Origin of the sequence: Streptomyces xanthophaeus (assembly GCF_030440515.1) — a bacterium.
GTDB classification, from domain to species: Bacteria; Actinomycetota; Actinomycetes; order Streptomycetales; family Streptomycetaceae; genus Streptomyces; species Streptomyces kutzneri.
Genome location: NZ_CP076543.1, coordinates 4,207,650 through 4,221,406, shown reverse-complemented (window position 1 = coordinate 4,221,406; position 13,757 = coordinate 4,207,650). Strand labels below are relative to the sequence as shown.

14 protein-coding genes are annotated in these 13,757 nt (G+C 70.1%); 9 read left to right on the top strand and 5 right to left on the bottom strand.

Going from position 1 to position 13,757, the window contains the following annotated elements; genetic code table 11:
• Positions 1-285 precede the first annotated feature (285 nt).
• The 3 genes from KO717_RS18595 to KO717_RS18585 all read left to right on the top strand — a co-directional run bounded on the left by KO717_RS18595 (position 286) and on the right by KO717_RS18585 (position 3,922).
• The gene (locus tag KO717_RS18595; protein WP_030010171.1) at positions 286-1,401 is read left to right on the top strand and encodes a LacI family DNA-binding transcriptional regulator; all 1,116 of its coding nucleotides are present in this window, start codon (positions 286-288) and stop codon (positions 1,399-1,401) included.
• 285 nt (positions 1,402-1,686) lie between these two features.
• Positions 1,687-2,955, top strand: coding sequence for a metallophosphoesterase (locus KO717_RS18590; protein ID WP_301369103.1), 1,269 nt, complete (start codon positions 1,687-1,689; stop codon positions 2,953-2,955).
• A 148-nt stretch (positions 2,956-3,103) separates the two neighbouring features.
• Positions 3,104-3,922, top strand: a complete 819-nt coding sequence (locus tag KO717_RS18585; RefSeq protein ID WP_301369101.1) for a hypothetical protein — start codon at positions 3,104-3,106, stop codon at positions 3,920-3,922.
• A 212-nt stretch (positions 3,923-4,134) separates the two neighbouring features.
• On the opposite strand, the gene thiC is transcribed toward KO717_RS18585, so the two are convergent.
• Complete coding sequence (gene thiC / locus KO717_RS18580) at positions 4,135-5,922, bottom strand: phosphomethylpyrimidine synthase ThiC (protein WP_301369100.1); 1,788 nt, start codon at positions 5,920-5,922, stop codon at positions 4,135-4,137.
• A 179-nt stretch (positions 5,923-6,101) separates the two neighbouring features.
• On the opposite strand from thiC, the gene KO717_RS18575 reads away from it, so the two are divergent.
• Complete coding sequence (locus KO717_RS18575; RefSeq protein WP_437184529.1) at positions 6,102-7,613, top strand: YibE/F family protein; 1,512 nt, start codon at positions 6,102-6,104, stop codon at positions 7,611-7,613.
• 60 nt (positions 7,614-7,673) lie between these two features.
• Here the strand turns inward: KO717_RS18575 and KO717_RS18570 are convergent, their stop codons facing one another.
• The 4 genes from KO717_RS18570 to KO717_RS18555 all read right to left on the bottom strand — a co-directional run bounded on the left by KO717_RS18570 (position 7,674) and on the right by KO717_RS18555 (position 9,964).
• A complete protein-coding gene (locus KO717_RS18570; RefSeq protein WP_030008369.1) occupies positions 7,674-8,123 on the bottom strand; it encodes an SsgA family sporulation/cell division regulator in 450 nt (149 codons plus the stop codon).
• 97 nt (positions 8,124-8,220) lie between these two features.
• The gene (locus tag KO717_RS18565) at positions 8,221-8,958 is read right to left on the bottom strand and encodes an IclR family transcriptional regulator (RefSeq protein ID WP_437184644.1); all 738 of its coding nucleotides are present in this window, start codon (positions 8,956-8,958) and stop codon (positions 8,221-8,223) included.
• Positions 8,959-9,263: 305 nt separating this feature from the next.
• Positions 9,264-9,491, bottom strand: coding sequence for a DUF5326 family protein (locus tag KO717_RS18560; RefSeq protein ID WP_301369094.1), 228 nt, complete (start codon positions 9,489-9,491; stop codon positions 9,264-9,266).
• Between the two features lie 155 nt (positions 9,492-9,646).
• Positions 9,647-9,964, bottom strand: coding sequence for a cupin domain-containing protein (locus tag KO717_RS18555; RefSeq protein ID WP_301369093.1), 318 nt, complete (start codon positions 9,962-9,964; stop codon positions 9,647-9,649).
• 89 nt (positions 9,965-10,053) lie between these two features.
• Between KO717_RS18555 and KO717_RS18550 the strand changes: the two genes are divergently transcribed.
• The 5 genes from KO717_RS18550 (at position 10,054) to KO717_RS18530 (ending at position 13,746) form a co-directional block, all read left to right on the top strand.
• A complete protein-coding gene (locus KO717_RS18550) occupies positions 10,054-10,434 on the top strand; it encodes a phage holin family protein (RefSeq protein ID WP_301369091.1) in 381 nt (126 codons plus the stop codon).
• A gap of 2 nt (positions 10,435-10,436) precedes the next feature.
• Positions 10,437-10,937, top strand: coding sequence for a low molecular weight protein-tyrosine-phosphatase (locus KO717_RS18545; RefSeq protein WP_301369089.1), 501 nt, complete (start codon positions 10,437-10,439; stop codon positions 10,935-10,937).
• Positions 10,934-12,112: a cystathionine gamma-lyase gene (locus KO717_RS18540; RefSeq protein WP_301369088.1), complete on the top strand. Its 1,179-nt coding sequence runs from the start codon at positions 10,934-10,936 to the stop codon at positions 12,110-12,112. Before KO717_RS18545 ends, KO717_RS18540 begins: the two co-directional genes overlap by 4 nt.
• A 187-nt stretch (positions 12,113-12,299) precedes the next feature.
• Positions 12,300-13,205, top strand: coding sequence for a LysR family transcriptional regulator (locus KO717_RS18535; protein WP_301369086.1), 906 nt, complete (start codon positions 12,300-12,302; stop codon positions 13,203-13,205).
• Positions 13,206-13,266: 61 nt separating this feature from the next.
• Entirely contained in the window at positions 13,267-13,746 is a 480-nt protein-coding gene (locus tag KO717_RS18530) for an NUDIX domain-containing protein (RefSeq protein ID WP_266383201.1), read from the top strand.
• Positions 13,747-13,757 lie beyond the last annotated feature (11 nt).

Here is a 13,757-nt window from a genome sequence, read left to right as displayed (position 1 = left end):
CCGAGAATGGGGGCGCCAGGAATGCGGGGGAGCGCACGCATATATGCGCGCGCCGGTGGCCTGCGCCGTGGCGCGCATCCCTCGTGCAGGTGAGTTGATGACGGCCCGAGATCGCATCGTTTTGGCATGCTCGGACCCGACGACAAGCTCCACGCTCACCCTAAGCGATCAAATGCCTTCATTTCCAAGGTCATTGGGGGTGGCGAACCATGCAGAAACGTGCCTGTCAACGCCTGCATATGCACCCAGACCACCCTCCCCGCCGAGCCCTACTATCGGCTCGCCATGACAGCAGCAGGGAAGCATCAGGTGAGCCGGACCGAGACCACCCGGCGGGCCGCCGGCCGACAGGGCCGGGCCGGCATCAGGGACGTGGCCGCAGCGGCGGGCGTCTCCATCACAACCGTCTCCGACGCGCTCAATGGCAAGGGACGGCTGCCCGACGCCACCCGCCGCCACGTTCGCGAAGTGGCCGACCGGCTGGGCTACCGCCCGTCGGCCGCCGCACGCACCCTCCGTACCGGCAAATCCGGCCTCATCGGCCTGACCGTGACGACGTACGGGGATGAACCTTTCACCTTCACCGAATTCGCCTACTTCGCCGAGATGGCCAGGGCCGCCACCTCCGCCGCGCTCGCCCGCGGCTACGCCCTGGTCATCCTCCCCGCCACCTCACGCCACGACGTGTGGTCCAACGTCGCCCTCGACGGCACCGTCGTCATCGACCCCTCCGACCACGATCCCGTCGTCACCGAACTGGTCCGCCAAGGTCTGCCCGTGGTCTCCGACGGCCGCCCCGCAGGCTCGCTCCCCGTCACCGCCTGGGTCGACAACGACCACGAGGCCGCCGTACTCGGCCTGCTCGACCACCTCGCCGCCGCCGGCGCCCGCCGGATCGGACTGCTGACCGGGACCACCACCGACACCTACACCCGGCTCTCCACCACCGCCTACCTCAGCTGGTGCGAGCGCGTCGGCCAGGACCCCGTCTACGAGTCCTACCCCGCCCACGACCCGTGCGCGGGCGCCGTCGCCGCCGACCGGCTCCTCGCCCGCCCCGACCGGCCCGACGCGGTCTACGGGCTCTTCGACCCCAACGGCACCGATCTGCTCGCCGCCGCCCGCCGCTACGGCCTGCGCGTCCCCGAGGACCTGCTGCTCGTGTGCTGCAGCGAGTCCACCGTCTACGCCAACACCGAGCCGCCCATCACCACCCTGTCCCTCAAACCCCGACGCATCGGCACCGCCGTCGTGCAGCTCCTCATCGACGCGATCGAGGGAGTGAACACCGGACGCCCCGTCGAGCAGGTCGTCCCGACCGAGCTCATCATCCGTACCTCGTCACAGCGCAGGCAGCCCCGCACGACCGTCAGCCCGCCCCGTTCGCCGGCCCAGGACTGACCGACAGACCGTCCGGTCGGCCTGCCGAAGGACCGACCGAGGACCGTCCGAGGACCATCCGACGACCGACCGAGCACCGACCAAGGACCGGCCGAGGATTTCAGCAACGCCGATATCGGGAGAAAGCGGTAGGAACGATCGGCTCCGCAAAGGATTCACCACCCCTGGTGCGTCACAGAGCGCGAGCCGCATTCCTATGATGGGCGCACGACATCACGGACCCTCCTCCCTGGAGGTCAGGAGGGTCCGCAGGTGTACGGCAGCGCGACGGTGGTGGAGGGGTCGATGACTCAGGGGGCCGGTCAGGGACCCGCGATGCGGACGGACACGCTGCGGGACTTCCGGGTTCCCGTCACCGAACCCGCCCTGTACGCCGTATCCACGTCCACCGGGCTGCCCGGCGAGCCTCCGGTGTACGGCGAGTACCCGGCGTACTACGAGGACGGCGCGCCGAACGTGCCCCCGCAGCCGGGCTACCCGCCGCAGCCGCCCGCGCACCAGCCGGCCGCACCGCAGCCGCCCGTGCAGCATCCTCCGCACCCCGACACGCGCCTCCACGTGCACCCCGACGCCGAACCGGCCCACGCGGCGCCCCAGGGCCCCGACGAGGACACCCCGGAGGGCTACACCCCGACCTACCGGGACCTGCCCGTCATCGGCCGCGGCGCGCTCGGCGGCCCCGGCGACACCGTCCAGGTCCAGTACGTGCCCGAGGACCACGCCGCGGGCCCCGGCCCGCTCTACGTCGTCGGCGACGTCCACGGCTACCTCGACGAGCTCGTCACCGAACTCCACGCCCAGGGCCTGATCGACGCGGAGCGCCGCTGGTCCGCCGGCAACGCCCGGCTCTGGTTCCTCGGCGACTTCACCGACCGGGGCCCGGACGGCATCGGTGTCATCGACCTCGTCATGCGGCTGTCCGCCGAGGCCGCCGCCGCCGGCGGCTACTGCAAGGCCTTGATGGGCAATCACGAACTCCTGCTCATCGGCGCCAAGCGGTTCGGCGACACCCCGGTCGTCTCCGGCGCCGGCACCGCCACCTTCCAGGCCGCCTGGCTCCTCAACGGCGGTCAGCGCACCGACATGGAGCGCCTGCAGGACGTCCACCTGCAGTGGATGTCCCGCCTGGACGCGGCCGTCCTGGAGGAGGGCCACCTGCTGCTGCACTCCGACACCACGGCCTACCTCGACTACGGCGACTCCGTCGAGGACGTCAACGACACCATCCACGAGCTCCTCAACCGCGGTGACGCCGACATCACCTGGGACCTCTTCCGCAAGTTCACCAAGCGGTTCGCCTTCCGCGACGAGGGAACCGGCCCGGCGGCCGTACGCGAACTCCTCGACACCTACGGCGGCAGCCGCGTCGTCCACGGGCACAGCCCCATCCCGTACCTGCTCGGCGAAGTGGGCACCGAGGACGGCGACGAGTCCCGCGGCCCCGAGGCCGTGGACGGCCCGCACGTGTACGCGGAGGGGCTCGCCATCGCGATGGACGGCGGGGTGACGATGGCGGGCAAACTGCTTGTCGTACAACTCCCCCTGAGCGACTGAGAGCTTACGGAGAGGGGTATTTCCGGAAAGCCCCTGTCACGGCGTGGTGTGGGCGCTCTACCATCGCTCTATCCGTAGCAGGCTCTCCTCCGTTTGTGCCGGCGCCCGGGTCTACGCGGGCATACCGGCTTCTACGGAGCATCGGGGGATGCACATGACCAGCGCTCCGCACCTGCTGACCGAAGACCGACCGGAGTTCGATCGGCTCGTCGACGAGGCGCTGCGCGCCGCGCACGACCGGCCCGAACTCGCCACCCTCGGCGAACGACTGAATGCCGAACAGCTGCGCACCATGGCCCAGGGGGCCAGCGCCCTGCTGGCGGCCGCGGCCGCCGCCGAGTACGGCCACTACGTGAAAGTCCGCGAGGAACGACGCGACGAGCTACTGAACGCGCCCGGCACGACGGGGGACGAGGACGGCGCCCAGGGCAGCGGTGGCGGCGCGGGCATCAGCGCCGTCGTCGCGGTCCTCGCGCCCGTCCTGGCGGGCACCGCCATGCTGATCTTCCTGCTCGTGGGCTACATCCTGAAGATGATCGAGCCCGAACCCGCCTTCGCCGAAACCATGCTGACGGCGGGTTGGCTCTTCGGCGGGCTCACCGCGGCCGCCCTGCTCTTCGCCGTGATCGGGCTGCTGGTGACGGCCGTCCGCAACAGCGCGACCGAGGTGGCGGCGGACGAGACGGAAGCGATACCCGACGAGGTCGCACGGGCCCGCGAGGCATGGCGGCACGCCCTGCTGGAGCGCGGCATCATGCCCTTCCTGCGGGACGCGCTGGCCGACCCGAGCGCAGGCCCCGGCTTTCCCACCCCCCGCACACCGGCAGCCGGCCGCATCCCCAACCTGGGGTACAGCCGTCCCGACTTCACCAGCCCGGGATCCCCGTCGGAGAGCCCCCGGCCCGGCTACACGCCTCCGGACTTCACGAGCCCGGACTTCGGCGGCCCGGAACACGACCCGGAGTGACCCCCGGCGCGGGACGTCCGGGGCGGGGCATCCGGCGCGGGCCGACCACGCCGAGCCCCTGTTCCACCAGGACGTGAACTACGCCGCCGCGGTTGGCGACGCTCAGCCTGGGCCCTGGGCCCTGGGCACGCACGACGGGACGGGCCCGCGGCTCCCCCCATGGGTCGCGGGTCCGTCCCGTGCCGTTCCTGTGCTTCCTGTGCTTGCTGTGCTCAGTCGGCCAGCGGCAGGTAGACGCGGTTGCCCGAGGCCGCGAACTCGGCGGACTTCTCCGCCATGCCCGCCTGGATCTCTTCCGCCTTCAGGTCGCCGCCGTGCTCACGGCGGATGTCCTGGGAGATCTTCATCGAGCAGAACTTCGGACCGCACATGGAGCAGAAGTGCGCGGTCTTGGCCGGCTCCGCCGGGAGGGTCTCGTCGTGGAACTCGCGGGCCGTGTCCGGGTCGAGGGCCAGGTTGAACTGGTCCTCCCAGCGGAACTCGAACCGCGCGTCGGACAGGGCGTCGTCCCACTCCTGCGCGCCCGGGTGCCCCTTGGCCAGGTCCGCGGCGTGCGCCGCGATCTTGTACGTGATGACGCCGGTCTTGACGTCGTCGCGGTTGGGCAGGCCCAGGTGCTCCTTGGGCGTGACGTAGCAGAGCATCGCGGTGCCCCACCAGGCGATCATCGCGGCGCCGATGCCCGAGGTGATGTGGTCGTACGCGGGCGCGACGTCCGTGGTCAGCGGGCCGAGCGTGTAGAACGGCGCCTCCTCGCAGATCTCCTGCTGGAGGTCGATGTTCTCCTTGATCTTGTGCATCGGGACGTGGCCCGGGCCCTCGATCATCGTCTGGACGTTGTGGCGCTTGGCGATCGTGTTCAGCTCACCCAGCGTCTTCAGCTCGGCGAACTGGGCCGCGTCGTTGGCGTCCGCGATCGAGCCGGGGCGCAGGCCGTCACCGAGGGAGTACGTGACGTCGTACGTCGCGAGGATCTCGCAGAGCTCCTCGAAGTTCGTGTAGAGGAAGTTCTCCTTGTGGTGCGCCAGGCACCACGCGGCCATGATCGAGCCACCGCGCGAGACGATGCCGGTCTTGCGGCGGGCGGTCAGCGGCACGTAGGGCAGCAGCACGCCGGCGTGGACCGTCATGTAGTCGACGCCCTGCTCGGCCTGCTCGATGACCGTGTCCTTGTAGATCTCCCAGGTCAGGTCCTCGGCGCGGCCGTCGACCTTCTCCAGGGCCTGGTAGAGCGGGACGGTGCCGATCGGGACGGGGGAGTTGCGCAGCACCCACTCGCGGGTGGTGTGGATGTTGCGGCCGGTCGAGAGGTCCATGACCGTGTCGGCGCCCCACTTGGTCGCCCAGGTCATCTTGTCGACCTCCTCCTCGATGGAGGAGGTGACCGCGGAGTTGCCGATGTTGGCGTTGACCTTCACCAGGAACCGCTTGCCGATGATCATCGGCTCGATCTCGGGGTGGTTCACGTTCGCCGGAAGCACGGCGCGACCTGCGGCGATCTCCTCGCGGACGACCTCGGGGGAGACGTTCTCGCGGATCGCGACGTACTCCATCTCCGGGGTGATCTCGCCACGGCGGGCGTACGCGAGCTGTGTGACGGCGGCGCCGCCCCGGCCGCGGCGGGGCTGGCGGGGCCGGCCCGGGAAGACCGCGTCGAGGTTCTTGAGGCCGCCGCGCGGCGAGGTGTGCTTGATGCCGTCGTCCTCGGGGCGCACGGGGCGGCCCGCGTACTCCTCGGTGTCCCCGCGGCTGATGATCCAGTTCTCGCGGAGCGGCGCGAGGCCGCGGCGGACGTCGGTCTCGATCTGCGGGTCGGTGTACGGACCGGACGTGTCGTAGAGCGTCACGTCCTTGCCGTTGGTGAGGTGGACCTGGCGGACCGGCACCCGGAGGTCGGGGCGGGAGCCCGCCAGGTATCCCTTGTGCCAGCCGGGCTGGCGCTCGGTCTGGCCGTCGGCGTCCTGGCTGACGGCAGGCGTGCGTGCGTCCTGAATGGTCATGAGACCTGATCTCCCTACGCCGGCATTACCCGGTAACAGGTTCGGCGGTCGACGCAGCCTCTTCCCGTACGCATCAGTGATGCCCGTACGGTGATCAGCGTCCTCTCAGCCCGGTGCTCCGAGCTCCCGCGTTGTGCAAAGGTGCCCCCACGCTAGCGTCATCCATGGCGTGCTGAACAGTGGGCCCCCTCATCTCTTGCGATGATCTGCTGGTGACGCCCTCGCCGCAGCCCCCCATCGAGCACACAGAGCCCCATGGTCACAACGGCCACGCACATGGGGCCCCCGGACCGTCCGACGGCCATTCCGACGGCCACGCCGACAGGCCGTCCGACGGCCACTCCGGTGGTGGCTCGGACGGCCACCTCCCGGGTCAGTCCCACGGCCACGGCCATGGCCACGGTCATGGCCACGGTCATGGCCACGGCCCGGCGGCCCCCGTCTCGAAGCACCTGCGCAAGGTCATCGCCGCCGTACTGATCCCCTTCGCCGCGGCCGTCTTCGTGGGCATGGTGGTGCTCTGGCCGGGCGGCGCCCCGGGCCACGAGCGCACGGGGGTGGGATTCGACCGGCAGACCCAGCAGGGCGTGGTCACCTCGCTCGAACAGGTCGACTGCAAATCCGTGAACGCCGCCCAGGTGCCGACGACCGCGGCTCCCTCCACACCCGAGGGCCGCCAGGCGCAGGCCGAGCAGACCGGCGAGTGCAAGAAGGCCACCGTCGAGGTCACCAGCGGCCCGGACAAGGGCCGCACCTTCGTGGAGGTCGTCCAGCCGGGCGCGCCACGGCAGTTGGAGGACGGCCAGGAGGTGGTGGTGGCGTACGCGCCGGACGCCCCCCGTGACCTCCAGTACTCGGTGATCGACGTGAACCGCAAGCTCCCGATGGCGCTGCTGGCCGGCATCTTCGCGGTCGCGGTCGTCGTCGTCGGGCGGATGCGCGGGCTGTTCGCGCTGGTCGCGCTGGTGGTCAGCTTCGGCGTGCTGACCCTCTTCATCCTCCCGGCCATCCTGCAGGGTTCGAACCCGCTGGTCGTCGCGGTGGTCGGGGCGAGCGCCATCATGCTGATCGCGCTCTACATGTGCCACGGGCTGACCGCCCGTACCTCGGTGGCCGTCCTCGGCACGCTCGTCTCGCTGTTGCTGATCGGGCTGCTCGGCTCGGGGTTCATCGACTGGGCGTTCCTCAGCGGCAACACCGACGACAACACGGGGCTGATCCACGGGCTGTACCCGGACATCGACATGAGCGGTTTGCTGCTCGCAGGCGTGATCATCGGATCGCTGGGCGTGCTCGACGACGTGACGGTCACCCAGACGTCGGCGGTGTGGGAACTGCACCACGCGGACCCCTCGATGGGGCCGCGCTCCCTCTACCGGGCGGCCATCAGGATCGGCCGCGATCACATCGCGTCGGTGGTCAACACTCTGGTGCTGGCCTACGCGGGTGCCGCGCTGCCACTGCTCCTGCTGTTCTCGATCGCGAACAGCAGCATGGGTTCGGTGGCCAACAGCGAGCTGGTGGCCGAGGAGATCGTACGGACCCTCGTGGGCTCGATCGGCCTGGTGGCCTCGGTCCCCGTGACAACGGCGCTGGCCGCGCTGGTGGTTTCCGCCGACCGATCGGGATCCCCGTCCGGCGTCCCTGCCACGGGGCCGGTCCGCGGCCGGGGCCGACGGCGCAAGCGCTGAGCGGCCGGCGGTCCGGCCGGTCGATCGGCCGGACCGTCGGCGGGTCCGACGGTCGGCCGGTCAGCCGGCGTTCTGCTCGTTCTGCTGCGATTCCGCGAGGATCTTGCCGAGGGCCTCGTCGAGGTTCTCCTCGAAGTCGCCCAGATTGCGCTCCTGTCCGAGTGGAACGATCCGGTCGGTGCGGTCGAGGAACGCGACGAGCGGCGCCGCGCTGGCCCGGAACAGGGCCCGGTCACCGCCCACCTGAAGGCGGATGTGGACGTCGGACAGGTCCTCCGGGTGCGTGGGGGCGATGTGCACATCACCGTCACCGCATGGCTTGTTGATGCCGTCGAGGAGGAGCTCCCGGCCGAACGCCCAGGTCACGGGCGCGTCTCCGGGAAGGTGGAAGGTCAGGCGGACTGCGTAGGGGTCGCGTGCGTCGTACCGGAGTTCCACCGGAATCCGGAACGAGAGCTCCTCGGAAACGAGGAAGCTCATCATGACCTCTGCCTGTACCGACTCGCGCATGGACTACCCCGCTGTAGTTGAAGTGGCCAGGAATGATCCCCCAGGACCCACTTGACAAGAGTGGTGGAAGCGGTAGCAGATCACAAGGAGTGAGTTTTCAGATACTGATAGAGAACGAGAGGGTGCTCAACAGCGCGCCTACTTCACTCCGTAGCCGATTGACTACATAGAGCAATCGCTCTTCTTGGTGGAGAGGTAGAGAAATGGCCATCGTCGCGACCGTATCGCCGGCCGTAATGGGGATGGCGGCGCAGATCGTGCCGAGGGCATATTCCTGACGTTCGATCACCGGCTGCATTCGCCCGAGCGCCCCGATCCGTTTTTCCAGGGACCGTAGATCGCGGACGGTATAGGGAGTGATGGCCTCGACCGGATGACGGTCGAAGTACTCCCTGCGCGTCTTCTCGTCGAGTTGCCCGAGCAGGCACTGCCCGATGGCGTGCGCATGGCCGGTCTCACGGAAGTCGGCCCATTCCTCGCAGGCCGGGCTGGCCGGGGTGTCCGAGACACCCACGACCTCGATCTCACCCTCGCGGTAGACCGCGAAGTAGACGGGGGCCCCGACCGTGTCGCGGAAGTACGCGAGCGAGTCGAGGATCATGCTGCGACGTTTCTGCTGGAGTCCCCCATGGGCGAGCCGCTCCGCGGCCTCGCCCAGTACGAACACTCCGCGCACCCTGCGCAGGTAGCCCTCGTGCGTCAGTGTGCGCAGCAGGTGGTACGCGGTGGGAAGCGGGAGCCCGGCCTCGCGCGCCAGCTGTTTTGCCGGGGCTCCCCCGCTATGGGACCCCGCCGCTTCGAGCAGCCTCAGCGCGCGCTGCACCGAACCGATCAGAGTCGGCACACCGGCATTGTGAACCGGAGACAAAGCTCACCCCCAGGCGTGGCGGCGGGCCTTTGGGGAGGCCCGCCCTGCGGGGGCCGCCCCCGCGCGTGCCGTCGCTCCTGGGGGTCGTACTCGGCGGCTCGTTTTACGTCGCCGCAGGTCAGGGCGGCAGGTCGGAGCGGCGGTACCGGCTTTCGGTGCCCAGGGAACGGCATAGATTGCCACTCTATCCACCGATTCCGGGGATGTGAGCCGTTCAGCGGGTCATGTTCCCTCACCTGGCGCAATCCCGGATCCGCCCGGACCGCTCCTGGCTACCACTCGCCGGAGGAAGACTTCGAGCCGCCGCCGCTGAACTTCTTCACGACGAAGATCAGGCCGCCGACGAGGCCGACGAAGAGGAGCAGCTTGAAGACGAACCCGATCAGCGCGCCCAGGATGCTGGTGATCACACCGCCGAAGACGAAGAGCGCCAGCAGGGGAACCGCGACCCACTTAACCCACCAGGGCATGCCTGCGAATATCTCTCGGATGCCGTCCATGTCCTCGACCTCTTCTTCGTCCGTGACTTCGTCCGCTACTTCCTGCTCTCGATGCTAGGAGTCCCGGGGCCCGTACCGGGGCCCGCGAGCCCTCGGAGTCCCCTGATCCGCCCCTTAGGGGGATCAGGGCCGCGACCCTCATCCGGGCGGGCCGCTCAGCCCTCCGGCGGGGAGAACACGACCATCACCCTCAGGTCCTCGGTGATGTGGTGGAACTTGTGCGCCACGCCCGCCGGGACGTAGACGACGCTGCCGCGCGCCACGGTCGTCGTCTCCTCCCCGACCGTGATCGAGGCCCGGCCGCTGACGACGAAGTACACCTCGTCCTGCCGGTGCGGCAGCTGCGGATCGATCTGTCCGGCGTCGAGCGCGTACAGCCCGACCGACATGTTCCGCTCGCGCAGGAACTGCAGATAGGCGCCGTCGTTCGCGGCCCGCTCCGCTTCGAGCTCGTCAAGCCGGAAGGCTTTCATCGTCGTTGTGCCCCTTGTACTCGATCGTTCCCTTGCATCCGCTGATCTGCGGATGTCCCACCGGGATCTTCTCTGCCACGATCAGACACATGACGAATTTCGTAGTCAAGACGCTCGCCAACGCGGCGGCCCTGGCCGTCGCCATCTGGCTGCTTTCCGGCATCACCCTCGACGACGGCAGCAGCACGGGCCGACGGGCTCTCACCCTGATCCTGGTCGCGCTGGTCTTCGGCCTGGTCAACTTGCTCGTCAAGCCGCTGGTGAAGCTGCTCTCGCTGCCGCTGTTCATCCTCACGCTCGGCCTGTTCACCCTTGTCGTGAACGCCCTGATGCTGCTGCTGACCTCGTGGCTGGCCACCCAGCTCGATCTCAGCTTCCATGTCGACGGCTTCTGGACCGCGCTCCTCGGCGGCCTGATCATCTCCATCGTCTCCTGGGCCATGAACATGGTCCTGCCCGACAAGAACTGAACATGCCTGCCATGTACCGCGTCTGCTTCGTCTGCACGGGCAACATATGCCGCTCCCCCATGGCCGAGTCGGTCTTCCGTGCCCATGTGGCGGCCGACGGCCTCTCCGCCCTGGTCGAGGTGGACAGCGCCGGGACCGGCGGCTGGCACGAGGGGGACGGCGCAGATCCGCGCACCGTCGCCGTCCTGGAGGCGGCCGGCTACGAGCAGGACCACCGGGCCCGCCGGTTCCACGCCTCCTGGTTCGCCCGCCTGGACCTCGTCATCGCGCTCGACGCAGGGCACCTGCGCGACCTCCGGGCCCTCGCGCCCACGCCGCAGGACGCCGCCAAGGTGCGGCTGCTGCGGTCCTACGATCCGGCGGCCTCGGCCGCGGAGACCGACGTACCGGATCCCTACTACGGGCCGCTCGACGGGTTCGAGGAGTGCCTGGAGCTGGTCGAGGCCGCGAGCCCCGGCCTGCTGGACGCCGTACGCGCCGCCGTGAAGGAGCACACCGCGTGACCGAATACCCCCCGCAGGAGACGCAGACGACGCGGGAGACCGGAGCTGCCGCGCTCGGCGACGGCACCCGGGCCGTGCGGGCCGGACTGCCCGAGGCCGTCAAGAACGAACCGCCCCTGCCCGGACCCGTCTTCGCCGCCCACTTCCACCTCCCGGGCGACGTCGAAGGCCCGTACGCCTACGGCCGCGACACCAACCCCACCTGGACGCTGCTGGAACGGGCGATCGGGGAGCTGGAGGCCCCCGGCGAGGACGTGCACACGATCGTCTTCGCCTCCGGCATGGCGGCGGTCTCCGCCGTCCTCCTCTCCCAGGCGCACACCGGCGACACCGTGGTCCTGCCCGACGACGGCTACCAGGCCCTGCCCCTGCTGCGCGAGCAGCTGGAGGCGTACGGCATCCACGTGCGCACCGCTCCGACCGGTGACGACGCCCAGCTCGCGGTCCTCGACGGGGCCCGGCTGCTGTGGATCGAGACCCCTTCCAACCCCGGGCTCGACGTGTGCGACGTACGCCGCCTCGTGGACGCGGCGCACGCCGGCCGGACCCTGGTCGCCGTCGACAACACCCTGGCCACCCCGCTCGGGCAACGGCCCCTGGAGCTGGGGGCGGACTTCTCGGTGGCGAGCGGCACCAAGGGGCTCACAGGCCACGGCGACGTACTGCTCGGATACGTCGTCTGCCGCGATCCGGAGCTCGCTGCCCGCGTCCGGCGGTGGCGAAAGATCGTCGGTGCGATCCCGGGTCCCATGGAGGCCTGGCTCGCCCACCGCTCCCTCGCCACGATCCAGCTGCGCGCGCAGCGCCAGTGGGCCAACGCACTGGCCGTCGCCGAGGCGCTGACGCACCGGCCGGACGTGAGCGGACTGCGCTACCCGGGGCTTCCCACGGACCGCTCCCACAAGACGGCCGCCCTGCAGATGCGGGGCTTCGGGTCGGTGGTCTCCTTCACCCTTCCCGACCGCGCGCACGCGGAGCGGTTCATGGCCGCCCTGCGCCTGGTCGAGGACGCCACGAGTTTCGGCGGGGTACGTTCCACCGCCGAGCGGCGCGGACGCTGGGGCGGCGACGCCGTGCCGGAGGGCTTCATCCGCTTCTCCGCCGGCGCCGAGGACACCGAAGACCTGGTCGCGGACGTGCTGCGGGCCCTCGACCACGCGGGCGCCACGCCCTGAACCGGGCACGGCCGTCGCCGTGTGAAGCGGTCCGAGCCTCCCCCCTGGTGGCTCGGACCGCCCCGGGTTCCGCGCGCGAAGAACCACGCGACAAGGCTAGTTGACTCTGCGTCAGAGTCCAATCACGGTAACGACAGGGAGCTATCTGCATATTTATAGTTGAAGGCCCCCACCGAGAGGTGCAGCGATGGACCTGACCCTGCTGCGCACCTTCGTCGCCGTCCACCGGGCCGGCTCGTTCACGCGCGCCGCCGCCCTCCTCGGACTGTCCCAGCCCGCCGTGACCTCGCAGATCCGCACCCTGGAACGCCAGTTGGGGCGCCCGCTCTTCCACCGCCGGGCCCGTGGCGTCACCCCCACCGCCGTCGGCGACGAGCTGGCACACAAGGCCGCCCCTCACCTCGACGCCCTGCTGCGGATCACCGAGGCCGAGCGGGAGGCCGCCGGCGCGTTACGCACCCTCCACGTCGCCGGGCCTCCCGAGTTCCTGTGCCTGCGCGTGCTCCCCGCCCTCGCCCTCCTGGTCGGCCAGGGCCATACCCTGCGCGCCGCCCCGCAGACCGATGCCGAAGCGACCCTTGACGGGCTCGCCGCCGGCCACCACGACCTCGTCGTCACCACCGCCCACCCCCGGGGCGGGCTCTTCACGGCCACCGCGCTGTGCGACGAGGAGCACGTCCTGGTCGCCGCGCCCTACTGGGCCGCCCTCGTCGACATGGACCGCCTGCGCGAGGAGGGTTCCGCCGCGCTGGACGGCATCCCGCTGGTCGAGGTCCACGAGAGCCTGCCGCTCGTCACCCGCTACTGGGCCGCCGTCTTCGACACCCTGCCCGATGCCAGGCCCCTGGCCGCCACCGTGGTCGTGCCCGACCTGCGGGCCGTGCTGGAGTGCGTCCGGGCCGGCGCCGGGCTCGCCGTCCTGCCCCGCTACCTGTGCCAGGACGCCCTCGACAGCGGTCGGATCGTTGCGCTGGCGGAGCCTGAGGTGCCACCGCTGCGCACCTGGTTCCTGGTCGTGCGGACCGGGAGCCTGGCCCTCGCCCACCTCGCCCGGGCGCACGACCGGCTGCTGGATGCGTCGGTGCACTGGTGAGTCCGCCCTTTTCCGGCCTGTGGCGCGTTTCAGAAGCGGAGTGGTGGGCCACTCTTCTCCCATGACCGAACGTCCCGTGGTCAAACGCACCGCCCGCGCGATCCTGCTCGACGGTGACGACCTGATCCTCATCAAACGCACCAGGCCCGGAGTCGATCCGTACTGGCTCACCCCCGGCGGGGGAGTGGAGTCCTCGGACTCCACCGTCGTCGACGCCCTCCACCGGGAGGTCCACGAAGAACTCGGCGCGAAGATCACCGATGTGGTGCCCTGCTTCGTCGACACCGTCGAGCACATCGCCGACAGGGGGGTGACCGGCGTGAAGGTGCAGCACTTCTTCGTCTGCCGCCTGGAATCGATGGACCCGAGCCTGCGGCACGGTCCCGAGGTCGACGAGCCCGAAGGCGAGTACGAGATCGTCCGCGTGCCCTTCAGCCGGGTGGGCATCGCCGCCGTCCATCTCGTCCCGCTGTCCCTGCGGCACTATCTCGACGGCAATATCGAGGGTGTCCGCGCCATGCACGCTCCCGACCTGGGCTGAAGCCGGGCTGA

Bases quoted from the DNA above. Each gene is read 5' to 3' on its own strand.
- KO717_RS18555 (WP_301369093.1), bottom strand. From the start codon at position 9,964: ATGAAAGCCTTCCGGCTTGACGAGCTCGAAGCGGAGCGGGCCGCGAAC.
- KO717_RS18585 (WP_301369101.1), top strand. From the start codon at position 3,104: ATGCACATGACCAGCGCTCCGCACCTGCTGACCGAAGACCGACCGGAG.
- KO717_RS18570 (WP_030008369.1), bottom strand. From the start codon at position 8,123: ATGCGCGAGTCGGTACAGGCAGAGGTCATGATGAGCTTCCTCGTTTCC.
- KO717_RS18560 (WP_301369094.1), bottom strand. From the start codon at position 9,491: ATGGACGGCATCCGAGAGATATTCGCAGGCATGCCCTGGTGGGTTAAG.
- KO717_RS18595 (WP_030010171.1), top strand. From the start codon at position 286: ATGACAGCAGCAGGGAAGCATCAGGTGAGCCGGACCGAGACCACCCGG.
- KO717_RS18545 (WP_301369089.1), top strand. From the start codon at position 10,437: ATGCCTGCCATGTACCGCGTCTGCTTCGTCTGCACGGGCAACATATGC.
- thiC (WP_301369100.1), bottom strand. From the start codon at position 5,922: ATGACCATTCAGGACGCACGCACGCCTGCCGTCAGCCAGGACGCCGAC.
- KO717_RS18535 (WP_301369086.1), top strand. From the start codon at position 12,300: ATGGACCTGACCCTGCTGCGCACCTTCGTCGCCGTCCACCGGGCCGGC.
- KO717_RS18530 (WP_266383201.1), top strand. From the start codon at position 13,267: ATGACCGAACGTCCCGTGGTCAAACGCACCGCCCGCGCGATCCTGCTC.
- KO717_RS18590 (WP_301369103.1), top strand. From the start codon at position 1,687: ATGACTCAGGGGGCCGGTCAGGGACCCGCGATGCGGACGGACACGCTG.
- KO717_RS18550 (WP_301369091.1), top strand. From the start codon at position 10,054: ATGACGAATTTCGTAGTCAAGACGCTCGCCAACGCGGCGGCCCTGGCC.